This is a genomic window from Shinella sp. SUS2 (assembly GCF_001262505.1).
Classification (GTDB): Bacteria; Pseudomonadota; Alphaproteobacteria; order Rhizobiales; family Rhizobiaceae; genus Shinella.
On sequence record NZ_KQ410760.1, the window covers coordinates 1 to 25,335 of the forward strand.

At 61.5% G+C, this 25,335-nt stretch carries 24 protein-coding genes and 1 pseudogene; 19 read left to right on the top strand and 6 right to left on the bottom strand.

Annotation, left to right across the window (positions count from 1 at the left end):
- From AKG11_RS30650 to AKG11_RS30705, 12 genes are all read left to right on the top strand, one after another.
- Window positions 1-180 (top strand): 4Fe-4S dicluster domain-containing protein (locus AKG11_RS30650; RefSeq protein ID WP_197284043.1); only part of this gene is annotated, 180 nt, incomplete at its 5' end.
- A 238-nt stretch (window positions 181-418) separates the two neighbouring features.
- Window positions 419-727, top strand: a complete 309-nt coding sequence (locus tag AKG11_RS30655; RefSeq protein WP_037409394.1) for a type II toxin-antitoxin system RelB/DinJ family antitoxin — start codon at window positions 419-421, stop codon at window positions 725-727.
- Window positions 724-1,017, top strand: a complete 294-nt coding sequence (locus tag AKG11_RS33965; protein WP_082342851.1) for a type II toxin-antitoxin system RelE/ParE family toxin — start codon at window positions 724-726, stop codon at window positions 1,015-1,017. Before AKG11_RS30655 ends, AKG11_RS33965 begins: the two co-directional genes overlap by 4 nt.
- Before the next feature lie 627 nt (window positions 1,018-1,644).
- Window positions 1,645-2,475 carry an N-formylglutamate amidohydrolase gene (locus tag AKG11_RS30665; RefSeq protein ID WP_037409346.1) on the top strand — a complete coding sequence of 277 codons (831 nt, stop codon included), beginning with the start codon at window positions 1,645-1,647 and terminating at the stop codon, window positions 2,473-2,475.
- On the top strand, window positions 2,472-4,319 hold the full coding sequence (locus AKG11_RS30670) for a flavohemoglobin expression-modulating QEGLA motif protein (protein WP_050746710.1): 1,848 nt from the start codon (window positions 2,472-2,474) through the stop codon (window positions 4,317-4,319). Before AKG11_RS30665 ends, AKG11_RS30670 begins: the two co-directional genes overlap by 4 nt.
- 9 nt (window positions 4,320-4,328) lie before the next feature.
- Complete coding sequence (locus AKG11_RS30675; RefSeq protein WP_050746711.1) at window positions 4,329-5,375, top strand: glutathione synthetase; 1,047 nt, start codon at window positions 4,329-4,331, stop codon at window positions 5,373-5,375.
- A 191-nt stretch (window positions 5,376-5,566) separates the two neighbouring features.
- Entirely contained in the window at window positions 5,567-7,648 is a 2,082-nt protein-coding gene (gene glgX / locus AKG11_RS30680) for a glycogen debranching protein GlgX (protein ID WP_050746712.1), read from the top strand.
- Window positions 7,649-7,656: 8 nt separating this feature from the next.
- Window positions 7,657-8,727, top strand: coding sequence for a DNA topoisomerase IB (locus tag AKG11_RS30685; RefSeq protein ID WP_082342853.1), 1,071 nt, complete (start codon window positions 7,657-7,659; stop codon window positions 8,725-8,727).
- Between the two features lie 11 nt (window positions 8,728-8,738).
- Window positions 8,739-9,521, top strand: a complete 783-nt coding sequence (locus AKG11_RS30690) for an SDR family oxidoreductase (protein ID WP_050746726.1) — start codon at window positions 8,739-8,741, stop codon at window positions 9,519-9,521.
- 73 nt (window positions 9,522-9,594) lie between these two features.
- On the top strand, window positions 9,595-10,035 hold the full coding sequence (locus AKG11_RS30695; protein ID WP_050746713.1) for a PPC domain-containing DNA-binding protein: 441 nt from the start codon (window positions 9,595-9,597) through the stop codon (window positions 10,033-10,035).
- A gap of 21 nt (window positions 10,036-10,056) precedes the next feature.
- Window positions 10,057-10,278 (top strand): hypothetical protein, encoded by a 222-nt coding sequence (locus AKG11_RS30700; RefSeq protein ID WP_050746714.1) that lies wholly within the window; start codon window positions 10,057-10,059, stop codon window positions 10,276-10,278.
- Complete coding sequence (locus AKG11_RS30705; RefSeq protein ID WP_050746715.1) at window positions 10,278-11,075, top strand: non-homologous end joining protein Ku; 798 nt, start codon at window positions 10,278-10,280, stop codon at window positions 11,073-11,075. Before AKG11_RS30700 ends, AKG11_RS30705 begins: the two co-directional genes overlap by 1 nt.
- Here the strand turns inward: AKG11_RS30705 and ligD are convergent, their stop codons facing one another.
- Window positions 11,076-13,619, bottom strand: a complete 2,544-nt coding sequence (ligD, locus tag AKG11_RS30710) for a DNA ligase D (RefSeq protein WP_050746716.1) — start codon at window positions 13,617-13,619, stop codon at window positions 11,076-11,078.
- A 2-nt stretch (window positions 13,620-13,621) separates the two neighbouring features.
- Window positions 13,622-14,473 (bottom strand): non-homologous end joining protein Ku, encoded by an 852-nt coding sequence (locus tag AKG11_RS30715; RefSeq protein WP_050746717.1) that lies wholly within the window; start codon window positions 14,471-14,473, stop codon window positions 13,622-13,624.
- 134 nt (window positions 14,474-14,607) lie between these two features.
- Between AKG11_RS30715 and AKG11_RS30720 the strand changes: the two genes are divergently transcribed.
- On the top strand, window positions 14,608-16,182 hold the full coding sequence (locus tag AKG11_RS30720) for a phospholipase D-like domain-containing protein (protein ID WP_050746727.1): 1,575 nt from the start codon (window positions 14,608-14,610) through the stop codon (window positions 16,180-16,182).
- Here AKG11_RS30720 and AKG11_RS30725 read toward each other — a convergent pair.
- Window positions 16,080-17,012, bottom strand: coding sequence for a lysylphosphatidylglycerol synthase domain-containing protein (locus tag AKG11_RS30725; protein ID WP_050746718.1), 933 nt, complete (start codon window positions 17,010-17,012; stop codon window positions 16,080-16,082). The two genes, AKG11_RS30720 and AKG11_RS30725, sit on opposite strands and share 103 nt — an antisense overlap.
- Before the next feature lie 85 nt (window positions 17,013-17,097).
- On the opposite strand from AKG11_RS30725, the gene AKG11_RS30730 reads away from it, so the two are divergent.
- Genes AKG11_RS30730 through AKG11_RS30740 form a run of 3 tightly spaced genes read left to right on the top strand, consistent with a single transcriptional unit; the run spans window position 17,098 to window position 19,079 of the window.
- Entirely contained in the window at window positions 17,098-17,823 is a 726-nt protein-coding gene (locus AKG11_RS30730; protein ID WP_050746719.1) for an endonuclease/exonuclease/phosphatase family protein, read from the top strand.
- On the top strand, window positions 17,823-18,509 hold the full coding sequence (locus AKG11_RS30735; RefSeq protein WP_371260172.1) for a DUF72 domain-containing protein: 687 nt from the start codon (window positions 17,823-17,825) through the stop codon (window positions 18,507-18,509). Before AKG11_RS30730 ends, AKG11_RS30735 begins: the two co-directional genes overlap by 1 nt.
- 27 nt (window positions 18,510-18,536) lie before the next feature.
- Complete coding sequence (locus AKG11_RS30740) at window positions 18,537-19,079, top strand: DNA-3-methyladenine glycosylase (protein ID WP_050746720.1); 543 nt, start codon at window positions 18,537-18,539, stop codon at window positions 19,077-19,079.
- A gap of 9 nt (window positions 19,080-19,088) precedes the next feature.
- Here AKG11_RS30740 and AKG11_RS30745 read toward each other — a convergent pair whose 3' ends face one another.
- Together AKG11_RS30745 and AKG11_RS30750 are read right to left on the bottom strand one after the other, a co-directional pair.
- On the bottom strand, window positions 19,089-20,582 hold the full coding sequence (locus AKG11_RS30745; RefSeq protein ID WP_050746721.1) for a sensor histidine kinase: 1,494 nt from the start codon (window positions 20,580-20,582) through the stop codon (window positions 19,089-19,091).
- A gap of 142 nt (window positions 20,583-20,724) precedes the next feature.
- Window positions 20,725-22,674 (bottom strand): hybrid sensor histidine kinase/response regulator, encoded by a 1,950-nt coding sequence (locus AKG11_RS30750; RefSeq protein WP_088016588.1) that lies wholly within the window; start codon window positions 22,672-22,674, stop codon window positions 20,725-20,727.
- A 264-nt stretch (window positions 22,675-22,938) separates the two neighbouring features.
- On the opposite strand from AKG11_RS30750, the gene AKG11_RS30755 reads away from it, so the two are divergent.
- From AKG11_RS30755 to AKG11_RS35905, 3 genes are all read left to right on the top strand, one after another.
- Window positions 22,939-23,226: a DUF2934 domain-containing protein gene (locus tag AKG11_RS30755; RefSeq protein ID WP_088016589.1), complete on the top strand. Its 288-nt coding sequence runs from the start codon at window positions 22,939-22,941 to the stop codon at window positions 23,224-23,226.
- A 149-nt stretch (window positions 23,227-23,375) separates the two neighbouring features.
- A complete protein-coding gene (locus AKG11_RS30760) occupies window positions 23,376-23,639 on the top strand; it encodes a hypothetical protein (protein ID WP_050746724.1) in 264 nt (87 codons plus the stop codon).
- 10 nt (window positions 23,640-23,649) lie between these two features.
- The gene (locus tag AKG11_RS35905; RefSeq protein WP_371260171.1) at window positions 23,650-24,396 is read left to right on the top strand and encodes a hypothetical protein; all 747 of its coding nucleotides are present in this window, start codon (window positions 23,650-23,652) and stop codon (window positions 24,394-24,396) included.
- A gap of 188 nt (window positions 24,397-24,584) precedes the next feature.
- On the opposite strand, the pseudogene AKG11_RS30770 reads toward AKG11_RS35905, so the two are convergent.
- Window positions 24,585-25,335, bottom strand: a pseudogene (locus AKG11_RS30770) (IS630 family transposase); the annotation flags it as partial.

Here is a 25,335-nt window from a genome sequence, read left to right on the forward strand (position 1 = left end):
TCCACCCGCTACTGTCCCGCCGGCGTCTACGAATGGGTGGAGAAGGACGGCAAGGACGTGTTCGTCATCAACGCGCAAAACTGCGTGCACTGCAAGACCTGCGACATCAAGGATCCCAACCAGAACATCAACTGGGTGCCCCCACAGGGCGGCGAAGGGCCGGTCTATTCGAACATGTAATGTTTGGAAAGGTTAGGCCGCACGAATTCCCGCAAAGAAAGAGCGTGGTGAAGGGTTGGCCTCATGCCAATATGTATTCGTGTACTGTGCAGCTTGTTTTTTCGGATGAGCGTTGGTCGTGAGTTCATATCCGTTCAAGAGCATTAAAGAGAGCCGTGAGCGGGGAATGACGACGTGAAACTTTTTCTGGAAAACGTCATTCAATTGCATTACATTCTCGTTGAATATGGAGATAGCCATGGCCGCAAACGCTCTCGTACAAACACGTATTGATTCTGAAGTCCGGGACCGTGCTTCCGCAGTGCTTGAAAGCATGGGCCTCACGGTATCTGATGCGGTTCGTATCATGCTCACCCGGACTGCTAACGAGGGGGCGCTGCCTCTTGAACTTCTTTCTGGCAGTGAAGCACATGACGCCTGGTTTCGGACCAAGGTGCTTGAAGCGTTAAACGATACTCGACCGGATTTATCGGACGACGAGGCCGAGGCGCACTTTGCCAGACGTCGAGCGGCGGCCCGCCTTAAAGCTGGTGTGCCAGAATCGTGAAACTTACTTGGTCGGCTTTTGCGTTGTCGGATCGTGACGCCATCTTCACTTACGTCGAGGCCGATAACCCCGCAGCAGCCGTCCTGATCGATGAAAGGATAGTAACCGCCGCCCGCCGCCTGCTCGATTTTCCTGCCAGTGGGCGCTTGGGTAGAATTGCCGGGACACGCGAACTCGTCATCAATGGCACGCCTTACGTCGCTGCCTATGCCATTACCGAGACGACAGTTCGAATTCTTCGCGTACTCCATGGCGCGCAGGAATGGCCAGAACATCTGCCGCCTGGCTAATGACTACGTTCGCGCGGGGGGCGACGATTCGCTTCCCATCAAGAGCAAAGAAGTCAGGCGCTCCGAAGGGAAGAATATCGCTCAGTGTCCCTTTCTCAGCCAGGGTGTCGAGGAGCCCATTGCTCAAACGTTTCAGCGCAACTCGCGAGGCCATCGAGTGGACCTCGATCGCCATCCAGATCGTATGGGTATCAGTCCAGCCGCGATGCCATGGGTAGATGTATGTCCGCTCGTCGACAATCGAGACGATAAAGTCATAGGCGCCTCCAGGTGCAGAATGCCTGACGGTCGGCTCTGGATCGAATTGAATCTGCGGCCCTGTCCTCAAGGCAGTCCCAGCCTGATGAGTAGGGCTGCTGAAAGAGAAGCTTTCAATTTTGCAGCGCCGGCAGCAACGACAACCATATCTCCTCTGCCCAGAGATCGCATTCCATCTCTATCCGTATGCCGTCCCGTTCAAGCACTGCCAATGAATGGTCAAGGCCACCGCCCTTGTCGACAGACCATCCTTCGTCTCCCAACGCGGCGATGGTCGCACACCAGACGTCCTTGGATATCTCGAGACAATGTATGCGCTCCGGCACCCCATCGCCGGGAACTCGTTTGCAACTGCAACGTTATGGCGGCATGGAAACGCGAACGAAGATGGTACACTTGCGCGAGGATATACTCTGGTCTGTGGAGCGCGGCGGTTCCCCGCTTGTCGGCACGGCCATCCATGACGGGCATCTCCTGCGCAAGGACCTGGCGGACCTGATGGCGCTGACGCCTGAGGAGCGGTTGCGGGAGGAGGATCCGTTCACCGCAATGACCATCGGGGATCTTGTCAATCGCGTGGTCGTTCATCGTTCCCGGTTCGAGATGGACCTAAACCGGCCGCGGGAGGGTGCCGTCTATCTGCGACCCGAGCAGGCCTGGGGCCTCGACCTGTGGGATACGCAGCCGACTCCTGACATGGTGGAAAGCGTTTTGCGCCAGCATGATGGCTACTATGCCATGCTGCTTGAGTTTCTGCGGGGCATCGAGCGCGAGCATGGCCGCTTCGTGCTCCTTGATGTACACAGCTACAACCATCGCCGCGACGGCGCGTTGGCTGCGCCGACCGTGCAGGAAGCGGCTCCGGATATCAACATCGGCACGTCCTCCATGGACCGGGCCTATTGGGCGCCGGTGGTTGATGCCTTCATGGCATGTCTTCGGGAGCAGCCTTTTCCGGGTCGGCGGCTGGATGTGCGCGAGAACGTTGCTTTTGCCGGCAAGGGTGAGCAGACGCGGTTCATTCATGAGCATTTTCCGAAAACAGGTTGTGCCATTGCGGTCGAATTCAAGAAGATTTTCATGGACGAGTGGACCGGTGAACCGGACCTTGAAGCCATAGCAGCGCTACGTGCTGCGATCCGTGGCACCTTGCCCGTGTTGGAAGTGGCACTTGCCGACATGCCGGACCGGCGACCATGAGTGCGCGCAAACGGTCCGCACCGGTGGACGATCTAGCCCGTGTCGCCGCCGCACTGGAGGCGGGGCCGCCGACTCGCCTCGATCTCGCCGGGCGCGGCCGTCTCTACATCGAGCGACCCCTGCCGTTTATCGCCGTGTATGTCGGGCGCCGGGCCGCGCCGGCCGCGCGCGCCGTCACCATGGCAAACGCGTCCTACCTGCTGGCCGCCAATCTCGCTGAGGCCGCCGCTATAATTCGTCTCGTCGGCGAAAAGATGCGCGAACAATTTGGTGCGTTCCTGGTGCTGGATTTTGGCGAGCTTTCCGCCGATCGGCTGGCGCAGGACGCGCCCTATCTCGCGCCATTCCAGATAAGCGTTTCGGTGTCGGCGGAAAGTGCCGACGCGGCGCTCACAGCTTTCGTCAGCGGGGTTGAAAAGCTCGAAGCCCGCTATCGCGCCCCGCAGGTCGCGCGTGCTGCTCCTGCCGACGATCCCAGTGCTGGCCTTGCGCGCCGTTTGCCGGAATTTCCCACGCTCACTGTTCGTTTCGCGCCGATCTACCGCGTGCCGAAGTCGCGTGAGATTTATCCCGAGCTCCAGAGCCGTCTCGTCGCCCAGTTGGTCGATGCCGGCCTGCGCGCGGCCGGCAAATTCACCCGCACGCAGACGGCGCTTGCGCCCGCAACGCATCGCGCGCTTGGCCGCGGCGTCTTCGTGGAGGCGGTGACGCGCGCCGACCGGGCTATGGACAATATTTCCCGAAGCTTCGATTTCCTGCTCGCGGTCACGCCGATCAATGCGGAAGCCGCGTGGAAGGAGTTCAGTGGGGCAGGGTACACGCGCGCGCCAAATCTCCTCTACCGCCCGCTCTCTATCGATATCGCGGCGCGCAAGAAGGCTCTCTTTACCATCGGGCTTGACCGCTTCGAGGATCCGGTTCTGGAAGGGCTCTACCGCGAAAAACAGCAGGAACTCGACCTCCAGCTTTCTATGCTGGCCGCGCGGGGGGATGACCGTTTCGTCGAGATGAGCAGGGCGCTCTATGGCGCCGTGGATGCAAGGCTGGAAAAGGTGGCTGGAGATATTCTCGAAGCGACCGCCAGACTGGGGCGCAAGCGCCCGCCGGAAACCGCGAACCATCGCTATGTGGCGCAGCGCGCCAAGGCGATGATCGCCCGCTACGCCACGCAGTTCCCCGACTTTTCGCCGGATGTCGAGGTGCGTGACGACCTTCCCTCCGGCTTGATGGTGTCCAGCGACCGCCTGCTGATTGCGCGGACGACGACGATGGCGCGCGAGCGGGTCGATGCGCTGCTGAGCCACGAGGTCGGCGTGCATCTGCTCACCTATTGCAATGGTTCGGGCCATGGCCTGCGGCTCTTCCGTTCGGGCCTTGCCGGATATGAAGGGGCGCAGGAAGGGCTGGCGGTTCTGGCGGAATATCTTGTCGGTGGCATGACGGTCGCGCGGCTCCGGATGATTGCGGCGCGCGTTGTTGCCTGCGCGGCCATGTTGAACGGCGCCGATTTCGTGGAGACCTACCGGCTGCTGACGCGCGATCATGGTTTTGTGCCGTCCATGGCCTTCAACATCGCGCTGAGGCTGCACCGCGGCGGCGGGCTTGCCAAGGATGCGATCTATCTGCGCGGCCTTCTGGAAATTCTCGCCCATCTTCGCGGCGGCGGCGATCTGGAGCCGTTCTGGCTCGGCAAGATCGCCGCGCGCCATTTCTCCGTCATGCAGGAATTGAGTCTGCGCGGCCTCCTCAAGCCGCCACGTCTGGTGCCGCAGTTCCTGTCGGGTGCTGGCGATCGTCTCGATCGGCTTCGCGCCGGGCTTACCCCCATCGACCTCGTTGCATAGGAGGCCTTCATGCGCATCGCTTTCTTCGTCAATTCGATAACAGACGAAACACCACATTACACCACCACGACGCTGGCGCTTGCCGCGCTGAACCGCGGCCATGAAATCTGCTATGTCACGGCTGCCGGGTTCGTGCTGCGCCCGGATGACAGCCTTTCCATCCGCGGGCTGATGCTACCCTCCGCCGGCTACAAGAAGCTGGAAACGCTGCACAAGGATTTGCAGGGCGACCAGACGGAGATGCGCACCTTCGATGCGTCGGAGATCGACGTGCTGTTCCTGCGCAACGATCCCTCGCTGGAAGGGCCGGAGCGGTCCTGGGCGGTGAATGCTGGTCCGCTCTTCGGTCGGCTGGCGGCGCAGCGCGGGACACTAGTGGTCAACGATCCCGCCGGTCTTTCCAAGGCGCAGAACAAGCTCTACCTGCAGGAGTTTCCCGCTGCCGTGCGTCCTGCCACGCTGATCTCCAAGAATATCGACGAGATCCGCAGCTTCCTTGAAGGTGAGAAGAAAGGGGCAATCATCAAGCCCCTCCAGGGCTCCGGCGGCAAGAACGTGTTTAAGGTTGCCTCTCACAAGGACCATAACCTCAATCAGATATTCGAGGCCGTGAGTGGGGAAGGCTACCTGATTGCCCAGAGTTTCATGCCCGAGGCGAGCGAGGGCGATGTTCGGTTCTTCGTGATGAACGGTCACCCGCTGATGCGCGACGGCAAGTATGCCGCCTTCCGCCGCGTACCCGCCAAGGGCGAAATCCGCTCCAATATCCATGTCGGCGGCGGGCCGGCTCCGGTCGAGGTGACGCCCGCCATGCTGGGTATCATCGATGCGGTGCGGCCCAAGCTGATAGAGGACGGCATGTTCCTCGTCGGCCTCGACATCGTCGGCGAGAAGGTGTTGGAGATCAATGTCTTCACGCCGGGCGGCCTGCACAATATCGCACAGCTCTACGAGACCAATTTCTCCGACAGCGTGATCGCTTCGCTCGAGGAGAAGATCGCTGCGCGCGATGCCTATGGCGGCAGCCTGGAAAACAGCCGGCTCGCGATGCTTTGAGTCAAGGGGCTTTGCCCCTTTTATTCTCGGTACCGTTTGAAATCCGGTTGCGCGACGGCGTCGGGCAGATGCTCCGTATAGTGAGGCATCGCAGGCTCGGAACAATCCGCCCCATGTCGCGTTGCGCCATCGCTTTGCAGGTTCCGTTGTGTGCGGGCGCGGTGGAGCTTGATCGAAGGGGACTGACTCGCATGAGCTATTCGTTTTCCGAACTCGATTTCATGAAGTCCGAGCTGGGTGCCGAATTTACCGGCGAGGGAACGCACTTCGCGGTCTTTTCCGCGCATGCCGAACAGATGGAACTCTGCCTCTTCAGTGACGACGGCAGAGAAGAAACGGCTCGGCTTGCGTTGCCGAAGCGCAAAGGGGATATCTGGTCCGGCTACATTGCCGGCCTTAAGCCGGGCACTGTCTATGGCTATCGGGCGAGCGGTCCCTACGAGCCGAAAGCCGGCCATCGCTTCAATCCCAACAAGCTGCTTCTCGATCCCTACGCCAAACAGATCCTCGGCGAAATCCAGTGGGACGATGCGCTCTACGGCTATCGGATAGGCGACGCGGCGGAAGACCTCTCCTTCGACGAGCGCGACAGCGCGCCCTTCATGGTGAAGGGGGTGGTGCAGGATTCGGACTTCGACTGGGCGGGTGACGCGGCGATCCGCCGGCCCTGGACCGAGACGATCATCTATGAAGCCCATGTGCGCGGCATGACGATGACCCATCCGGGCGTGCCGGAGGAACTGCGCGGCACCTTCATGGGCATGGCGAGTGATCCGATCGTCGAACATCTCGTCGATCTCGGCATTTCCGCTATCGAACTGCTGCCCATCCAGTATTTCCCAGATGACCGCCACCTTCTTGAAAAGGGCTTGCGCAACTACTGGGGTTACCAGACGCTCGGCTTCTTCGCGCCGCAGCCGCGCTTCCTTTCCGGGCGGGCGATCACCGAGTTCAAGACCATGGTCAAGCGCTTCCATGCCGCCGGCATCGAAGTGATCATGGATGTCGTCTACAACCACACGGCCGAAGGCTCGGAGCGTGGCCCGACGCTCAGTTTCCGCGGGCTCGACAATCTCAGCTACTATCGCCTGTCACCGGAAGATCTGCGCCACAGCTACGATACGACGGGTACCGGCAACACCGTGAACGTCGCCCACCCCATGGTGCTGCGCATGGTGCTCGATAGCTTGCGCTACTGGGTCGGCGTCATGCATGTCGACGGTTTCCGTTTCGATCTGGCCAGCACGCTCGGCCGCACGCGCCACATCGAGTTCGACCGCGATGGCACCTTCTTCGATGCGATCCGGCAGGATCCGATCCTGTCCGGCGTGAAGCTGATCGCCGAGCCCTGGGATGTCGGCGACGGCGGGTACCAGGTCGGCAGCTTCCCGCATCCCTTCCGCGAGTGGAACGACAAGTATCGCGACGATGTGCGCCGGTTCTGGAAGGGGGACGGCGGGCTCGTTTCCGGGCTTGCCTCGCGGCTCACCGGCTCTGCCCCGCAGTTCAACCATTCCGATCGTGGCGCCACGGCGTCGATCAACCTCGTCAGCGCCCATGACGGTTTCACCCTTATGGATACCGTTTCCTATGACGACAAGCATAACGAGGCGAATGCAGAAGAGAACCGCGACGGCCATTCTGACAACCATTCGCACAATATGGGCGCGGAGGGCGTAACGGAGGATGAGGCCATCAATGATGCCCGTGGCCGCCGCCGGCGCAACATGATTGCCACCTTGATGCTGAGCCAGGGTGTGCCGATGTTGCTTGGCGGTGACGAACTCGGCAACAGCCAGCAGGGCAACAACAATGCCTATTGCCAGGACAACGAAATCGGCTGGATCGATTGGGGCGGCCTCGACGATCCTTTCCTCAATTTCTGCAAGGGTGTGATCGCCTTCCGCAAGGCGCATCCGGCGCTTCGGCAGGAGGGGTTTCTGACGGGGGAGGCGGCGGAAGACGGTTCTGTCGAGATCGCCTGGTATAAGCCTGACGGTACCTTCGTGGACGATGCAGCCTGGGCGGATGGCGACCTTCGGGCACTCGGCCTGTTTGTTTCGAAATCTGTAAACGGCGAGGGTCCTGACCAGGCCTTCCTCGTCTTCAATACAGGCGCAGATTGTCGGGTGACGCTGCCGACGGTGAACGGCATTGCCGAATGGAGGCGGGTGCTCGATACGGGAGCGGCGGAGCATACATTCGCCGAGCACGCGGCCGAAAGCCCGGCTATGGTCTACGGCGCCAGCGTCGCCGTCTTCGAACCAGCCTAGAGGTCTCGATGGCGCCGGAGAACCCTAAAGAAACCGGGCTTGTCTATGTCTCCGACAGCGAGCCTGGAATCCGGCGCCAGCGTACCGGCCGTAGCTTCTGTTATCGACTTCCTGACGGATCCCTCGTGCGCGATGCCGCCCTGAAGGCGCGAATCTCGGCGCTCGGCCTGCCGCCGGCCTATGAGAATGTCTGGATCTGCATCGAGGCCAACGGCCATTTGCAGGCAACGGGCTTTGATTCTCGAGGGAGAAAACAATACCGCTATCATGTGGATTGGCAGCGGCTGAAGAGCGGTGACAAATTCGCCCAGCTCATCGCCTTCGGCCGGGCGCTGCCGAGATTACGGCGGGCGGTACGGCGCGATCTCGATGGGATGCCCGGCACGATCGATACGATGCTGGCCGCGATCACTGTGTTGCTCGACGAGGCGCAACTTCGTGTCGGCAACAGGAGTTATGCAGAGGAGAACAAGACTTATGGCGCGACGACGCTGCTGAAACGCCATGTTTCGCTTGCCGAAGGCGCTATCGAGCTTCGTTTCACCGCCAAGGGTGGCAAGCGCGTGCGCCGGATGTTGAAGCATCCCCGCCTGCAGCGCCTGCTCGAAGAGTGTGCCGATCTTCCGGGTCGCCAGCTGTTCGTGTGGAAGGATGAGGCGGAACAGGTGCGGCCGGTCGATTCAGGTCGGATCAACACCTATCTCGCGGATATTTCTGGCGTTGGTGTTTCCGCAAAGACGTTTCGCACCTGGGCAGGCAGCCTCGCTGCGTTTTCCGTGGCGCGCCATGCCATCGCGGTAGGTGAGCGGGCGACCATCAAGGATATGTCCGAAGCGGCCGCCGCGGTCCTGCACAATACGCCTGCCATTGCGCGGTCGAGCTACATCCATCCCGATATCATCGCGCTTGCCGAAAAGCCGGATGCATTGCAGCGCGCATTACATCGCCCGGCGCTTGCGCTTCAAGGATTGAGGGCGGAGGAAGAACGCCTGCTGCGCTTTCTCGAAAGTCGCCGGAACGCGCATCGCCGCGCACGCGCAAAAGCACCGGCTGAGCATGAAGAACGACCGGCGCTTTGAAGGAGTTTGCCATGCTGTTTGCGGAAAAGGTCGCGCTGGTCACCGGCGCCGGATCAGGGATCGGCAAGGCTACGGCGCTGGCGCTTGCCCGTCATGGTGCAAGCGTCGGCCTCTTGAGCCGTACGCGTGAGGAGGTGGAGGCGGTTGCCGAAGAAATCCGCCGACAGGGCGGTGAGGCACTGGCGCTTACGGCCGACGTCGCGGACGAGGCTTCCATGCGCGATGCTATGGCGGCACTTCTCGGCACGTTCGGCGGCGTCGATATCGTGATCGCCAATGCCGGCATCAATGGCGTATGGGCTCCGATCGACGATCTTAAACCCGCCGAATGGGACGAGACGATCGCCGTGAACCTGCGCGGCACCTATCTGACGCTGCATCTGGCCGTGCCCTATCTCAAGAAGGCGGGCGAGGGCGTCATTATCGTCGTATCCTCGATCAATGGAACGCGGACCTTCACCACACCGGGTGCCACCGCCTATTCCGCGACCAAGGCCGCGCAGCTGGCCATGGTGCAGCAATTGGCGCTGGAGCTCGGCAAGGCCGGCATCCGCGTCAATGCGATATGCCCGGGCGCGATCGAGACCAACATCGACGAGAACACCGAACAGCGTGGCGCCGACGAGAGCGGCATTCCCGTCAAATGGCCCGAAGGCGATATCCCGGTCTCGCATGGCGAACCCGGGACGGCCGACGAAGTGGCTGACGCGATCCTCTTTCTCGCCTCATCGAAGGCGCGACACATAACGGGTGTCCCGCTGTGGATCGACGGTGGGCAAGGCCTCTTGCGCTGAGCCCGGAGCGAAGCCCAAGCCTCTGGAACAGAATGCGGCTTCGGGCCTTTTCCTGTGATCAGGGAGAATAGATATGAAGCACAAACTTCTGGCAGACGACGCAGGCGAGCGCACGTTCATCCTGGTTCTTGATGAGGGCGATGAAGCTCTTGGGTGCATTACCGCCTTTGCCGAAAGGGAAGGGGTGACCGCGGCGTCGATTACCGCCATCGGCGCCTTCCGTGCGGCGACCATCGCCTTCTTCGAATTCCAGACGAAGACTTACCGAAAGATACCCGTCGAGGTCCAATCGGAGGTACTCAGCATGCTTGGCGATGTCGCGGTGGATGATGCGGGAAAGGCAAGCTTGCATCTGCATGTCGTGCTTGGATTTGAGGACGGAAGCACGAAAGGAGGTCATTTCCTGGAAGGCTATGTTCGTCCCACTCTAGAGGTCGTGCTGCGGGAAACGCCGGTCAAGCTGCGGCGGCGGCATCGGGCTGATCTGGGCATAGCGCTGATCGACCTCGGCTAGTAAACGGATCGGAAGGTTGTCATGGACGACAAGGACAGATTGATCCTGGCGCTTGCAGCACTGCTTCGTGCCGAGCGTGAAACGCGCGGCGCGCTGATGGATGCTCTGGAGGAGGATTCGATTTCGCGCGAAACGCTGCTTGCCATCCTCTCCGACCCCATCCCGATCGTCACGCAGGAGGATATCGCGTTCGCCGAGCGTTTCGCCTTTTCGAAACATTTGCGGCTCGAAAGGAAAGACTGATGGCGCCGCGTGCGTTCTGGAAAGGCTACCTCAAGCTCTCGCTGGTGACCTGCCCGGTTGCGATGTCGCCGGCGATTTCGCAGGAAGACAAGGTGCGTTTTCGCACGCTCAACGGCAAGACAGGTAATCCCGTCGTCAGCCGCTATGTGGATGCGGTCACCGGCAAGGCGGTGAACGAGGACGAGGAGGTGAAGGGTTATCCGCGCGGCGAGGATGATTATGTCATGCTGGAGGATGACGAGATCGAGGCGGTGGCGCTGGAAAGCACGCGTACCATCGACATCGAGACCTTCGTGCCGCGTGAGAGCATCGAATGGATCTGGTACGATTCTCCGCATTTCCTGGTGCCGAACGACACGGTCGGCGAGGAGGCTTTTTCCGTTATCCGCGAAGCCATGGCCTCAACGGACACGGTGGGCATTTCGCGGTTGGTGCTCTACCGCCGCGAGCGGGCCGTGATGCTGGAACCGCGCGGAAAGGGAATTGTGCTGTGGACGCTGCGCTACGGTGACGAAGTGCGTAGCGAAGAGGACTATTTCGCCGGTCTCAAACAGACAAAACCGGATTCCAAGGCGTTGGCGCTGGTCAAGACGCTGATTTCGGAGCGCACCCAAAAATGGGATCCGAAGATGGCGGACGATCCGGTGCAGGACCGGCTGCTCGATATCATCGCGGCGAAGAAGAAGGGCCGAAAGCGCCCTCCCAAGGCCAAAACACCACCGCCGACGGCGGGCAATGTCATCAACATCATGGATGCCTTGCGCCGGAGCATCAAGGCGGAAAGCAAGGGCAAGTAGTCAGCCTTTCGCCCTAGCAGCCTTCAGCGGCACTGCCGCCTTGCGGAAATCTGCCCACGGATCGGCGGTCAGTGCCTGAAGGCGTGCCGGTGTATTTTTGACGGTGAAGTAGGCCGGGCCGATGTCGGCGCTGAGCTCCTCCCAGGCGAGCGGCATGGATACGGCTGCGCCTGCACGGGCTCGGGTGGAATAGGGGGCTACAGCCGTCATTCCGCGCTGGTTGCGCAGGTAGTCGATGAGGATCTTTCCGCGCCGCTTCGATTTGGTGATGGTCGAAACATATTTGTCGGGGCTGTCCTTGGCCATCGCATCGGCGATGGCCTTGCAGAAGGCCTTGACCGCCGGCCAGCGCGCCGAGGGTTTCAGGGGTGCGCAGACATGGAGGCCCTTGCCGCCGGATGTCTTGACGAAGGCCTCCAATCCGGCTGCCTCCAGGCGTCTGCGTGTTTCCTCGGCTGCGTCGATGATGGCCTGCCATTCCACGCCCTCGCCGGGGTCGAGGTCCATGATGATGCAGTCCGGCCGCTCCCAGTCGGCGAGCGTCGAGCCCCAAGGGTGGATCTCCAGAACGGCGGACTGAACAAGGCTTATCAAGCCGTCGAGATCCTCGATCGCGACATAGGGCTCATCGTCCTTGTCCGCAGGATCTTGCACCTCGATGATCTTGGCGTTGATGCCCTTCCAGGCATGCTTCTGGAAGAAGGTCGGCCCCTCTATACCGGTTGGCGCGCGCAGGAGTGCGAGAGGTCTGCCGACGATATGCGGAGCAATGTAGCGCCAGACTTCGCTGTAATAATCGGCAAGCCCTTCCTTGGTGACGCCCTCGTCGGGCCAATAAACCCGATCCGGATGAGTAAGCCGCACAGTGCGGCGCGGCGGCTTTTCGGTCTTCGGCGCATTGGCAGTCTTTGATTTCGGCATCTCGGCAACGACCTCTCTGGCGGGCTTGTCCTCCCTCAGGCCGCGGAAGGAAGCGTGGCGCAAATGCCCGTCCGCTGTCCAGGCGCGGAATTCGACTTCGGCAACCAGCTCCGGCCGCACATAGCGCGCCTGCCGCGCTTCCTCGACCGTCAGCTTGCGGCCGAAAGAGTTCTCGTCGGTGCGCATGCGCGAGAGGCGCTTGAAAAGATCGGCGGCGACGGCAGCGGAAAAGCCGGTGCCGACGCGGCCGACGGGCTCAAGCTTGCCGTTCTTATAGACGCCGAGCACGAGCGAGCCGATGGCATGGCGCGAGACGGTGGACGGCACATAGCCGCCAACAACGAATTCCTGTCGGGCCGAGCATTTTGACTTGATCCAGCTCTTGCTGCGGCCCTCGCGATAGGGCGCGTCACGCAGCTTCGAGACGACGCCTTCGAGACTAAGGCGGCAAGCATGGCGCAACACGAGTGCGCCGTTCTCGTCGAAGTGGCCGCTGTAGCGCAGGATGCCCTGCATTCCCGGCACGAGCTTTTCCAGCAGCGCCTTGCGCGCTTCCAGCGGCAGGCGGGTCAGGTCGTAACCGTCAAGATGGAGGAGATCGAACAGGTAGAAAGTGAAGCGGTCGTCGCGCCCCGTGCTAAGATCGGCCTGAAGAGCGGAAAAGTCGGAGGCGCCGCTGCCAGTCTCAACCACGAGTTCGCCATCGATCAGCGCCGTGCCAACGGGTAGGGCTGCGAGGGCGGAAACCAAGGCCTTGCCGAATTTTCTTGTCCAGTCCAGCCCGCTGCGGGTCAGGAGCTTCACGCGGCCGGCCTCGATGCGGCCCTGCAGCCGGTAGCCATCGAACTTGATCTCGTGCAGCCAACGCTCGCCGGCTGGCGGCGAAGTCGCGAGCGTTGCCAGCGTTGGCGGAAGGAAGTCCGGCAGCTTCGCCTTGCGTGCGCCCTTGATGCCGGAGGGATCAGGTGCTTCGACGGTCGCCTCTTCCTGTTTTCTTTCCTTCGCTTTCCTCGACGATTTTCGGATGCGGCCAGTCTTCGAGGACCACCCCGGTTCTTCTCCGGCGACGTCTTCGATATCCCGGCCCGTCTTGACGGATTCCGGGCGTTCGTCGAGCAGGTCGTCTTCGCCCTCCACCGCAGCGAACTCGTCGTCACCCTTGATCAGCAGCCAGTTCTCACGCTTCTCGCCGGGTTTGCCGTGCATGCGAACGAGATGCCATCGGCCATGCAGTTTTTCGCCGTCGAGCGTGAATTCCATGTGGCCCTTGGCATAGGCTTTCCGCGCGTCACCGATCGGCTCCCAGGTGCCACGGTCCCAGACGATGACGGTGCCACCGCCATATTCGCCCTTGGGGATCGTGCCCTCGAAATCGCCATAGGCGAGCGGATGGTCCTCCACATGCACTGCCAGACGTTTTTCGCTCGGCACCAGACTTGGGCCGCGTGTCACTGCCCAGCTCTTAAGCACGCCATCCATTTCGAGCCGGAAATCGTAGTGCAGTCGCGTCGCGTCGTGCTTCTGGATGACGAAGCTGTGGCCGCTCTTGCGCGCCTTGCGGCCGCGCGGCTCGGAGGTGGACTTGAAGTTCCGTTTCTGCCGGTAGGTGTCGAGCGTCGCCATGCTCATCCTGCCTTGCGGCGGCCTGCGGCCGTCTTGCCTGTTGCCGCAGTTTTCTTCGCCCTGCGCTTGGCGGGTGTTTTGTCCTTCCCTGCACTCTGACGCAGGGCCTCCAAAAGATCGATGACCTTGCCCTCTGGCTTCGGTCGCGTGGTCTTAATCTTGCGGCCCTCGATCTTGGCCTTCACCACTTCGGCCAGGGCCGCGTCATAGCGGTCGTCAAATTTCTTGGGGTCAAAGCGGCCGCTCTTGGTCTTGATGATATGTTCGGCAAGTTCCAGCATCTCGCCGTTGAGCTTGAGGTCGGGTATGTCCGAAAATGTCTCCTCGGCCGAGCGAACCTCGTAATCGTAGTTGAGAGTGGTCGCGATGAGGCCCTCTCCCTGCGGGCGTATCAGGAGGGTGCGGACCCGGCGGAAGAGCACGGTTTCAGCCACGGCTGCCACCTTTGCAGTCTTCATGCCCTCGCGGATGAGTGCGAAGGCCTCGGCGCCATGCCGGTCCGATGGTGTGAGATAATAGGGTTTGTCGAAATAGAGGTCGTCGATATCGTCGCGAGCGATGAAGGCCTCGATCTCCAGCGTCTTGTCACTCTCAGGAACGGCAGCGGCGATTTCCTCGGGATCGAGCGCGATATAGTCGTTCTCGCCCGCCTCATAGCCCTTCACCTGGTCCTCCCGCTCCACGACCTTGCCCGTCTCGCTGTCGACGAACTCCCGGTGCAGCCGATGGCCAGTCTTGCGGTTGAGCATGTGGAAGGCGATACGTTCGCTGGTCGAGGCGGCGGTATGAAGGGTGACCGGGCACACCAATTCGCCCACCCTCAGGAAGCCTTTCCAGTTCGCTCTCGGTGCCACGCTCGTTCTCCCGCTTCAAAGCGAAGGCAATGCGGGCAGTCGCCAAATGTTCCGATGCCAGTGAGAAGCGCGGAACCAAAGCCGATGCCGCGAATTTCCGCGCTGCAGAGGCAAACCAGACAAGGCGGCAGAGAGTGCGAAACGAATTGGACACGTTGCTCGTTCCCGATATCGATATCAGTGCCCCGATCATCAGGCCCGGAGAGAATGCCTGGAGCACGGCGACGGCCGACCGCCTCGCCGTGCTCGTCGATGGACAGGCCTATTTCAATGTACTGGAAGGCGTTCTGGAACAGGCGCGCCGGGAAGTCTGGATCGTCGGTTGGGATTTCAATCCAGATATTCCGATGCAACCCGGAGTGCCGCAGTCCCTGACGCTCGGCGCTTTTTTGCTGCGGCTCGTGGAGGAGCGGCCGGAGCTGACCGTCCGGGTGCTCGTCTGGGCCATGGGGCCGGTCTATTCCGGCAAATCGCTGAAAATGTTTCGCAAGCGGCGCTGGTCCTCCCATCCGCGCATCGTGCTCGCCTTCGATAGCCGCCATCCGATCCGCGGCTCGCATCACCAGAAGCTCGTCGTCGTCGACGATACGGTCGCCTTCGTCGGCGGTATCGATCTCACAGCCAAGCGTTGGGATACGAGCGATCACCTTGTCGACGATCCCAGGCGCAAGCTTCCCTCTGGCAAGCCTTATGAACCGGTGCACGACATGCAGGTGGCGCTTGAGGGCGATGCGGCGCGTCTTGCGGGAGATATCGCCCGCCGCCGCTGGCTTTTTGCTACGGACGTGACCGTTCCGGCGGTGGCGTCTCAGACGCAAATCTGTCTCAAAGGCACGACAGATATGATGACGAACGTCGAGGTCGCCTTCGCACGCACGGAGCCTGCCGTTCGTGGACACGCCGCCGTAACCGAGGCAATGGACCTGACAGTCGCGGCGCTCAAGGCGGCACGGCGCCATATCTATATCGAGAGTCAGTATTTCGCGTCAAACCGGGTCTGCGACGTGCTGTGCGCGCGGCTTGCCGAGCCGAATGGGCCGGAGGTGGTCGTCATTTCGACGCTGAGTTCGCACGGCACCATCGAGCGCCTCGTGCTCGGCGCGAACCGCGACCGCTTCATCCGCCGCCTCAGCCAGTGTGACAAACACGGTCGCATGCGCGCCTTCTACCCTGTCGTGCCGAAGCCCGATGGAACGGAACAGGAGATTGTTATCCACTCCAAGCTGGTGATCGTCGACGACACCTTCCTGCGTGTCGGCTCGTCCAACCTCAACCAGCGCAGCGAGGGGCTGGATACCGAGCTCGATATTGCAATTGAAGCCCGTTCCGATGCCGAGCGCGGTGGCATTCTCGCGCTGCGGGACCGTCTGCTTGCCGAGCACCTCGATATCGATCCGGCCATCTTCGCTTGCGCGGTTCGCGCGCAAGGCATGTTGGGTCGGACGATCGATGCGCTCAACACCCGTGAGCGCGGGTTGCGGCCTTTCCGCGATGCGGGGGGCAAGGGAGCGGTTGCGCCGGTCGTGGGAACCGGCCTTGTGGACCCTGTCGCCCCCTGGTGGCCATTCTCGGCCTTGGCCGGCGCGGTGCAAAGCTTTTTGAGCCGTCAGCTTGCGCCCTTGCGCAAACCGGCGTCGGTGCTTGATCCCAGAAAAGTCTCGTTGGCGAGCAGCGAGAGCAGCCCGAGCGGAAGCGGAATAAAGAAATAGATGACGCGGAAGGCGATCATCGCACCGATGGAGGCTGATCCGCCGAGCAGGAAACCGACTGTCGCTTCCAGCACACCGAGCCCGCCGGGCACATGGCTCACCAGTGCCGTAAGATTGCCCACCACGTAGGCGGCGGTCGTTTCCATGTAGCTGGCTTCTCCGTTCAGAAGCTGGTGTAGACAGGCGGCGACAAAGGCGAAGTTGACCGTACCGATGAGGATCTGCAGCGCCGCGAGGTGCAGCGGCGGCAGTGCGAAACGCCAGCTACGAATCCTCAGCTCACCGCGCAGGAAAGCGGCAAGCGCCAGATAGGTAGCTCCGAGCGCAAGGCAGACCATGCCCAGCGTGGCGGATGCGGTGGTTCCGAGCCCGGCGATCTTTCCCGCGGTGCCGGGAAGCAGGATGAGGCAGAACCCGGCCAGCGTGATCAGCCCGAGCCCGACGGTCGCACCGCAAAAAACGATCAGCTTGGCGATCTCCTCGGTATCGAGACCCCAACGAGAATAGAAACGGTAACGCACCGCGCCGCTGCTGAGCGCCGCGACGCCCACATTGTGGCCGATGGCAAGGCTGGTGAAGGAGGCGAGCGCGGCGCGCGGATAGGAAAGCGGCTTGCCGACATAGCGCAGCGCCAGAAAGTCGAAGACCGTGAGGCAGAGATAGGAGCAGGCCGCGAAGGCGAGCGCCAGGGCGAAGTTTCCCTTGGGAATGGCGGAGAGGGAGGTGCGGATATCGCCCCAGGAATATTGCGCCAGCGTCCGGTAGATCAACAATCCCGCGGCGAGTGCCGCAAGGGCGACGAGCGCGTGGAGGATATGGGTTCGTTTCATGTGGCGCATCCTTCCCGGTCAGTCGAAGCGGAACGAAAACGGAGCTTTTGTGTTCCCGAAACGTCAGAAACGACGAGAGGAAGGCATGGGCAGGCAGCTGAGGATCATGACGTACAATGTGCACAGTTGCTTCGGCACGGATCGGAAACTCGATCCCGGGCGCATCGCCGAGGTCATAGCCGAATGTGAGCCCGATATCGTTGCTTTGCAGGAGGTGGACGTCGCGCGGGCGCGCAGCGGCGGGGTCGATCAAGCGCAGACCATCGCCAACCATCTCAGCATGGCCTCGCACTTCCATCCCGCGCTGCACCTAGAGGAGGAGCGTTATGGCGACGCGCTGCTGACGGCGCTGCCGACACGTCTCGTCAAGGCCGATGGGCTTCCCTCGCGCGGCGAGCCGCGGGGCGCCCTGTGGGTGGAGGTGCCCGTCGGTGACGTAGTACTACAGATTTTCGTCACCCATCTTGGCCTGCTTGGCGCCGAACGTGTACGCCAGACCGAAGCTCTGATCGGGCCGGGATGGCTGGGGGCGCCGATGGCGGAGGATGCGCGCGTCATCCTTGCCGGTGATTTCAACGCGGTCTCGCGCTCGCCGTCCTATCGCATGCTCGCGCGGCGCTTTCGGGATGTGCAGATAGATGCCGGCGGCCGGCCCGTCTCAACCTTTCCCTCCCGCCTGCCGCTGCTGCGCATCGACCATATCTTCATCGGTGAGGGGATTTCCGTTCGCCGGACCTTCGTCCACGACACACCACTCGCCCGCTGGGCATCCGACCACCTGCCGCTCTGTGCGGACCTGGAGATCGCGTGATGCGGCACAATGGGCCTTTCATCGCAACAGCCGCTTGGTCGATCCCCAAGACGGTCGCGGGCCGTTTTCCAAAGACGGGCAGTGGCCTCGAACGCTATGCCGCCGTCTTCAACGGCGTCGAGATCAACTCGACCTTCTATCGCCATCACCAGAAGAAGACGTTCGTGCGCTGGGCAAGTGCGGTGCTAGCGCATTTTCTTTTCGCAGTGAAAATACCGCGCGATATCACGCATGAGGCGCGCCTACGGAACATCGGCCCGCTCTTCGATGTATTCGTGGACGAGATTTCTGTGCTGGAGGGAAAACTTGGCCCTTTGCTGTGCCAATTGCCGCCGAGCCTCAGATTCGACGCCGCCGAAGCCGAAGAGGCTTTCTCGGCCATGCGCCGCATTTTTACCGGCCCGCTCGTGCTCGAGCCTCGCCATAAAAGCTGGGCGTCCGCACCCGACCGCGTGCTTCTTCAGAAATACGCTATCGGTCGTGTTCTGGCCGATCCGCGCCCGTATGGCCCGTATCCGATTTTCGTGAGGCGCCGGAATATGTCCCGTTGCACGGCACGACCCAAATTAATCACTCCAGCTACGACGATGCCGACATCCGTCGCATCGCCGATCAATTCGGTGCGGAGAGCTGGTGCGTCTTCGACAACACGGCCTCGGGCGCCGCCATCGAAAGTGCACTGGTGATGCGGGATTACATGGCGGGCCGGCGGGATGGATGAACATTTCTTTGCGCGCGACGTGGTTGCCGTCGCTGCCGATCTTCTCGGCGCGCGTCTGCTGGTCGATGGCGTCGGCGGGCTCATCGTTGAAACGGAAGCCTATAGGCAGGACGACGAGGCATCACACAGTTTTCGCGGGCAGACGACTTGGAACGCGGCGATGTTCGGGGCGCCGGGACGGGCCTACGTCTATCGCTCCTATGGCCTGCACTGGTGCTTCAATATCGTGTGCGAGCGCGGCAGCGCCGTGCTCATTCGCGCGCTCGAACCGACACACGGGCTGGAGACGATGATGGCGCGGCGGGCAGTCGGCGAGGCACGCAAGCTGTGTGCTGGGCCGGGCAATCTGTGCAAGGCGCTGGCCATCACCGGGGAAATGAACGGGTTGTCGGTTCTTGCCGATCCTTTTTCCCTGGAGGCTTCCTCCGACGTGCCTGCTTTGATAAGTGGTGTGCGTATCGGCATCACCAAGGCTGCCGAGCGCCCATGGCGCTTCGCCGTCAGGGGATCGCGTTATCTGAGCCGCCCGACTTGAGCCACGCTCCTACGATTCCACGATATCAAGCTCGGCGGTGAAAGTCGTTCCATCACTTCCGTCGAAGGTGTGGGTGCCGTTCAACTGATTGACGACGCCTCTGATCAGACGGCTTCCCATGCCCTGTTGCATGGTCTGCGGATCGAAGCCGACGCCGTTGTCTCGCACCGTGAGGCGGGCGCGGCGCTCCCCGATTGACTTGAGCGCGATGGAAATTCTTCCCTCGCGGCCATCGGTAAAGGCATATTTCAGGATATTGGTCAGAAGTTCGCTGATCAGCAAAGCGAGTGGGGTCGCATTGTCGGTGGAGACGGCGATCTCGTCGATGTCGTAGTCCACGGTAACGGCAGCGCCATAGGCGCTTACAAGCTTCTCGACAACGGAGGCTATGAGGTCCCGTGCGCAGAGGCGGGAGAATTCGTCGTGCCGGTAGATCTGCTCGTGCACCGCGACCATGGAGGAGATGCGGTCAGCAAGCGACCGCTGGATTTCCGCTGGCAGACGCTGAAGCTGGATGATGCTCTGGACGGCCTGCAGGTTGTTCTTGACGCGATGGTGTATCTCGCGAAGGAGCAGCTGGTTTTCCGCGATGGCATTTTGCAGCAATTGGGACTGGGCGGCTTCGCGCCGCCGCAGATGACGAATCCACTGGCCGGCGGCCAGCAGGCTGACGCTGGCGAGGACCAGTACCGAGATTGCTACCGTCACATCCCGCCAGAATCGCTGGATGCCGAAATCGTGGTCAGCCGAAGCGAGCGCGATCAGCCGGGTACCGTCGACAGTTCGATAGGCGACGATGCGGTGGGCGCCATCGACCGGCGAGATGGCCTCGTAGGTGCCATCCTGCGTGTTGATGAGGTAGTCCGTGAACAGCACGTATTTGCTCATGTCGAGCGGCCCGTCGGCGAGCGGATAGCGCGCGACGAGCTGGCCATCGGAACGCACGAAACTGACGGTGGAGTTCGGGCCGAGATTCACCGCCTCCCAGACATCGGCGAGAACCGCACCAACCTCGAAGGAAACGACGGCGGCGCCGGCGAAGCGGCCGTTTCGCTCCAGCCTGCGGCTGAAGGCAAAAATCTGTTCGCCGTTGAGGCGGCTGATCAGCAGGCTCGAAATGTGCTGTTTCGCGCCCTTCGCCAAATCCGAAAAATAGGGCCGGTCGACGATGTTGATTGGCTTCACCATGGGATCGGTCGAATAGAGGGTAGTACCCTTCTCGTCGACCACATAGGCTTTCACCTGACCAGGCAGGTCCGCGACCGCCTCATTGATGTTGCGCACGGTGGCGGAGGCCTGTGGCGTGAGGCTTTCGCCGAGCGTCTCGTCGATGCGCTGGAGGGCTTGTCGCGCGAGGGAATCGAGCAGCGAAACATTGCTTGCGACGATCTTTGAGGCTGCAATGGCCCGCTCCTCGTTGCGGCGAACGGCGTCCCGGTAGCTTGTGTTGAGCCACAGGCCGAGCATCAGGAGCAACGAGACGAACATGGCGATGATGATCATCGCAGCCGCCCTAGCTAGCGTGAAATGGATGTTCAGCCCGCGCAACACCACTATTCCCCAAGTGCGTCGGTCAACCTTAGCCGGAAGGTTGAGTTCTGTCCCGCCTTTCGTAAAGCCGACCGTGGTCGGTCATCTACCGTACCTATCGCCTCGATAGCCTGGTGTCGCCGGACATGGCCCGCTTTATGATATCTTCCAGTTGCCGCTCGCCGAAGGGCTTCGACAGGCGAAGCAGATCGGCGCGGGCCTCAGGCGGCAGTTCCGAATAGCCCGTGGCGAGCACGATCGGGATGCCCGGCCAGCGTTCCCGCACGATGTCGGCAAGTTGGGAACCGGTCATCTGCGGTATGGCCTGATCGGTGACGATGAGGTCGATGTTCCGTTCGGCGAGGAACGTAAGGGCCTTGGTACCCGAGCTGGCCTCGCAGACGCTATGGCCCATATCTTCCAGCATCATCACAGTGTTCATCAGCACAAGCGGATCGTCATCGACGGCAAGCACGCTAAGCGCATCGACCTTGTCCGGAAACGGAGGTGGTACAGTATGCTCCTCCTGCTTTTCCTCCACGCCGGCCTCAGCGATCGGGAGCCACAGTTCAGCTGTCGTGCCTGCGCCTTCGACGGAGTGAAGCACCAGCTTGCCGCTGGACTGCGCCATCAGGCCCTGCACCATGGAGAGCCCAAGCCCGGTGCCTTTGCCGACGCCCTTCGTCGTAAAGAACGGCGCGGTGGCGTTCTTCAGCGTGTCCGGGTCCATGCCATGTCCCTCATCCTGGATGTAGAGGCAGAGATAGGCTTTCTCCCGCAGCTCGGGATGGGCTTTGTGCGCATGGGTCTCCAGCCGCGCGCCGATGAGCAGGCGGCCACCCTCCGGCATTGCATCGCGTGCGTTGATCGCCAGATTGAGGAGGGCGTTCACCATCTGGTTGGGGTCGGTTCGCACCGAAGGCAGATTCAGCGGAAAATGTGTTTCGACGACGACCGCCGGGCCGATGGACCGTTGCAGCATGTCCGTCATGCCGCGAATGAGCACCCAGAGATCGACGGGTTCGAAATCCAGATCCTGACGGCGGGAAAAGGCAAGCAACCGTTGAGTCAGCGATGCTCCGCGTCGCGTCGCCTGCAAGGCATTGTCGATCAGGGACTGGGCCTCGGGCGTGGGTGAGATGCGTCGTTTCAGAAGATCGAGGCTCGCCTGAACCGCCATCAGCAGGTTGTTGAAGTCGTGGGCGACGCCGCCGGTCAGCTGGCCGAGAGCCTCCATCTTCTGCGCCTGGAAAAGCTCTTCTCTCGCCAGTTCGAGCGCCTGTTGCGCATCGCGTTTTTCCGTTATGTCGCGCGTGATCTTCGCAAAGCCGATCAGTGAACCGTCGTCGCTGCGTATAGCGTCGATGACGGCGTTGGCCCAGAAGCGTGTTCCGTCCTTCCTCAGCCGCCAGCCTTCCGACTCATACCGGCCATCCCGCCGCGCGGTTTCGAGCGCCAGCTGTGGAATGCCGGCAAGCCTGTCCTGTTCAGGAAAGAAGTTGGATAAGTGCTTGCCGATGATCTCATCCGGCCGGTAGCCCTTGATGCGTTCCGCGCCGGCATTCCAGCTCGAGACGTGACCGTCGGCATCCATCATGTAAATCGCGTAATCCGTGACGCCCTGCACGAGAAGGCGGAACTGCTGCTCCGTCTTGCGAAGCTGTTCCTCGGCCTGTTTCCTCTCTGTCAGGTCGCGGGTGATCTTCGCGAAGCCGATAAGATCGCCGCCGTTATCGCGTATGGCATCGACGATGACATGCGCCCAGAATTCGGATCCATCCTTGCGCACCCTCCAGCCTTCACCTTCAAAGCGGCCTTCTTCAGCGGCATGTTTCAAGGCCAACGAGGGAAGACCCCTGTCTCGATCGTCGGAACGGTAAAAGCGGGAGAAATGCGTGCCAAGCACCTCTTTCGCCTCATACCCCTTGAAGCGGCTCGCACCGGCATTCCAGCTGACGATATTGCCCTGCCGATCCAGCATGTAGATGGCATAATCCGTGATCGCATCAACCAGCAGCTTGTACCGGTCTTCACCGACAAGGGCCGATGCCCCATCCCCACTCATGCTGTCCCCCACCAAAGCCAACTGCATCAACGTGGAAGGTTGGGAAAGGTTCCGCGGCCCCGATACTTTTTCGTGCTCCGAAGGCCTGTGCAGCATTGGAGCCAAAGGAATTGAAACATTCCGTGTCGCCGACCGTTTCCGCCTTCTAGTTCACGGAGGAAGCGATGGATTTCACAACCTTCATGCAGAAGCGGGAGCAGGCGGCCCTTGCCTATTGCCAAGGCGAAGCGTCGGCTCTGCCACGCCGTCCAAAAAGGAGTTTTCATGACCATGCATAAGCCCGAACAAATTCGCCGACGCGCTTATGAAATCTGGCAGGCTGAAGGGTGTCCGCCACGTGGCGAGCTGCGGCATTGGCTCATCGCCGAGTCGGAGTTTGATGAGGAACACAAGCCGGCAGGTCCCTTCAGGGGATTTTCCGTGCTGGGCGAGAGAGCCGGCGGTAATGCAGGCGCTGTCGAAGCAGTGCCGGCTGCCGCCACAGATGAGGTCGTGATCACGACCGGGAAAGAGCCGGCGCGCCGGAAGATCAAGCGCACGGAAGGGCCGTAGCTTGCGCGGGACCGGTGCAGACCGGCCGCCACCGGGACGTAAAATGGCGGCCCTGCGAGGATTGGCTCTGTTCCGGTTGCGCGCATCCGCGGCAACAAATGGAACAATCGTTCACCCCTCCCGTTTGCGTTCTAGCTCGGGAGGCGTGCATGTCCGGCGAAACATCAGCCCATCTGGAAGGCAGGATCAACGCGCACCGACGGCTGCTTGTCGAACTCGTTTCGATCCTCGGCTCGATTCCCGAAGCGCGCGACGCCCTGATTGCCATGGCGCGAGATAACGAGACGGTCATCGACCATCAGGAGGATCCGGGCGTGGAGCCCGATACGGCCTTTGCCGCCCAGCAGATCGCGGATGACGAGATCAGGAGAATTCTCAAGGCTGCGATAGCGCGCCTCGAAACCAGGACATGAGGATGAAACGATGGGTATGATCGACAAGATTTCCGGCTATTTCAAACAACTGGCTGGCGAAGTCACGGGTGATCAAGCGCTGCATGACCGAGGCCGCCGGGAGACAGAAGGCGCGTATCGCGAGCAGGACGATCAGGTTGTGCCGGTTGCTCCTCGCGTGATGCCGGGCGCAGATAGCGTTGTCTCGGCGCAGACTGGCCGCGAAAAAATCATTCATGCCGATGCGGTGCCGCAATTCAAGGTTTCGCAGGCGGGCCGGACCAATGACGGCGTATCCAGCGCGAAGCCGCGCGTCATCACGGGCAGCGACGATGCCACAATACATCGCACACCGCCGGGTGTGGAAACGCCCAGCCAGGACTGGTCCGTGGGTTTCGACGAAAATGCTCCGCGCCAGGATATGCCGACGCCCGTCCCCAACTATTCCGATCCTGAAGAGCTGAAGCTCTTCCGGCTGGTTCCGATCGCTTCCGCGACGGACACCAAATGGGACATTGCACCCAATCACGGCGAAGTGGTTGTGCGCGCCCGCTCGAGTGGTGATGCGCGTGTTGTGGCCGCGGAAGCCGAGCTCGACTATATGGAAATTGATGCCCTGCCAGGGGACGGCAACTCCACGACTTCTTCGAGCGCGTTTCGCAACGAAAAGCTCTACACGGTGGTTGACGAGCGTAACCCCTCATATTCGGTCGACGGACCGCGCGAGGTCGTCGCCGGCACTGTCCGCGTCGATAACATTCGCCCAACCGAGATTTGAGGAGACCGGCCGTGGCCCGCAGTCAAACCGCCCGTACAGCGGCGAAACAGCGTGATATTCAGGCAGAGGTCGCGGAGGCTGACCACAAAGGAGAGGTCGAGAAGCCGCAGGCCATGCAGGCCGGCGCGCGCCTCTATCCTGTCCCTCCCTTTCCCAAGCAGCATCAGCCTAATACGGTCCCTCACTGATCAAAACCCATTGGCCCATTCTCTGCGTCCGATCGACATGACGCGCCATGGCTGGCTTTCGAGCCGCCGCCAGGCATCGCAGCAATGATCGACGATGTCGTCGTATGATTTGAACACGCGGTTTGATAACCAGTTGTCGCGCATGAAATGCCAGAGGTTTTCGACCGGGTTCAGCTCCGGCGATTTCGGCGGGAGTGGCAGAATGGTGATGTTTTCGGGCACGACGAGATTGTTGGACATGTGCCAGCCTGCCTGATCCATGATGAGGATAGCGTGCGCGTCGGCATCGACGTGTCGGGCGATTTCGGCCAGATGCTGGGTCATGGCGTAGGTGTCGCACCATGGCATGACCAGCGCCGCCGCCTTGCCGAGCTTGGGGCAGATTGCGCCGAAGATGTAGGCCGACCTTGTGCGCTGATCGTGCGGTGCTGAAGGCCGTGTTCCTCGCCTGGCCCATCGGCGGGTGATCTTGTTCTTTTGCCCGATACGGGCCTCATCCTGAAACCAAATCTCTATGCGTTTTCCTCGGGCCGCTCCAGCGGCAATCTCTGCCACTGCGGCAGGGAAGCTTTTTTAAAACCCTCAATGGCTTGAGGGTCTTGCGCGTGATGTTTGGGCCGAACAGCGAGCTTGCGATAGCCCATGGCCCGGACTTCGCGGCTGAGCGTCTGCTCGCTCACCGAAACGCGAAACTCCTCCCACAGCCATTGCGCCAGATCGCACAGACGCCAGCGAACGACGCGGACGGTCT

Excerpts from the sequence above, each read along its gene's own strand:
- AKG11_RS30690 (WP_050746726.1), top strand. The coding sequence starts at position 8,739 with ATGCTGTTTGCGGAAAAGGTCGCGCTGGTCACCGGCGCCGGATCAGGG.
- AKG11_RS30665 (WP_037409346.1), top strand. The coding sequence starts at position 1,645 with ATGGAAACGCGAACGAAGATGGTACACTTGCGCGAGGATATACTCTGG.
- AKG11_RS35905 (WP_371260171.1), top strand. The coding sequence starts at position 23,650 with ATGGGTATGATCGACAAGATTTCCGGCTATTTCAAACAACTGGCTGGC.
- AKG11_RS30760 (WP_050746724.1), top strand. The coding sequence starts at position 23,376 with ATGTCCGGCGAAACATCAGCCCATCTGGAAGGCAGGATCAACGCGCAC.
- AKG11_RS30740 (WP_050746720.1), top strand. The coding sequence starts at position 18,537 with ATGGATGAACATTTCTTTGCGCGCGACGTGGTTGCCGTCGCTGCCGAT.
- AKG11_RS30670 (WP_050746710.1), top strand. The coding sequence starts at position 2,472 with ATGAGTGCGCGCAAACGGTCCGCACCGGTGGACGATCTAGCCCGTGTC.
- AKG11_RS30730 (WP_050746719.1), top strand. The coding sequence starts at position 17,098 with ATGGGCAGGCAGCTGAGGATCATGACGTACAATGTGCACAGTTGCTTC.
- AKG11_RS30755 (WP_088016589.1), top strand. The coding sequence starts at position 22,939 with ATGACCATGCATAAGCCCGAACAAATTCGCCGACGCGCTTATGAAATC.
- AKG11_RS30685 (WP_082342853.1), top strand. The coding sequence starts at position 7,657 with ATGGCGCCGGAGAACCCTAAAGAAACCGGGCTTGTCTATGTCTCCGAC.
- AKG11_RS30675 (WP_050746711.1), top strand. The coding sequence starts at position 4,329 with ATGCGCATCGCTTTCTTCGTCAATTCGATAACAGACGAAACACCACAT.
- glgX (WP_050746712.1), top strand. The coding sequence starts at position 5,567 with ATGAGCTATTCGTTTTCCGAACTCGATTTCATGAAGTCCGAGCTGGGT.
- AKG11_RS30695 (WP_050746713.1), top strand. The coding sequence starts at position 9,595 with ATGAAGCACAAACTTCTGGCAGACGACGCAGGCGAGCGCACGTTCATC.
- AKG11_RS30725 (WP_050746718.1), bottom strand. The coding sequence starts at position 17,012 with ATGAAACGAACCCATATCCTCCACGCGCTCGTCGCCCTTGCGGCACTC.
- ligD (WP_050746716.1), bottom strand. The coding sequence starts at position 13,619 with ATGGCGACGCTCGACACCTACCGGCAGAAACGGAACTTCAAGTCCACC.
- AKG11_RS30705 (WP_050746715.1), top strand. The coding sequence starts at position 10,278 with ATGGCGCCGCGTGCGTTCTGGAAAGGCTACCTCAAGCTCTCGCTGGTG.
- AKG11_RS30655 (WP_037409394.1), top strand. The coding sequence starts at position 419 with ATGGCCGCAAACGCTCTCGTACAAACACGTATTGATTCTGAAGTCCGG.
- AKG11_RS30750 (WP_088016588.1), bottom strand. The coding sequence starts at position 22,674 with ATGAGTGGGGATGGGGCATCGGCCCTTGTCGGTGAAGACCGGTACAAG.
- AKG11_RS30735 (WP_371260172.1), top strand. The coding sequence starts at position 17,823 with ATGCGGCACAATGGGCCTTTCATCGCAACAGCCGCTTGGTCGATCCCC.
- AKG11_RS30745 (WP_050746721.1), bottom strand. The coding sequence starts at position 20,582 with ATGATCATCATCGCCATGTTCGTCTCGTTGCTCCTGATGCTCGGCCTG.
- AKG11_RS30700 (WP_050746714.1), top strand. The coding sequence starts at position 10,057 with ATGGACGACAAGGACAGATTGATCCTGGCGCTTGCAGCACTGCTTCGT.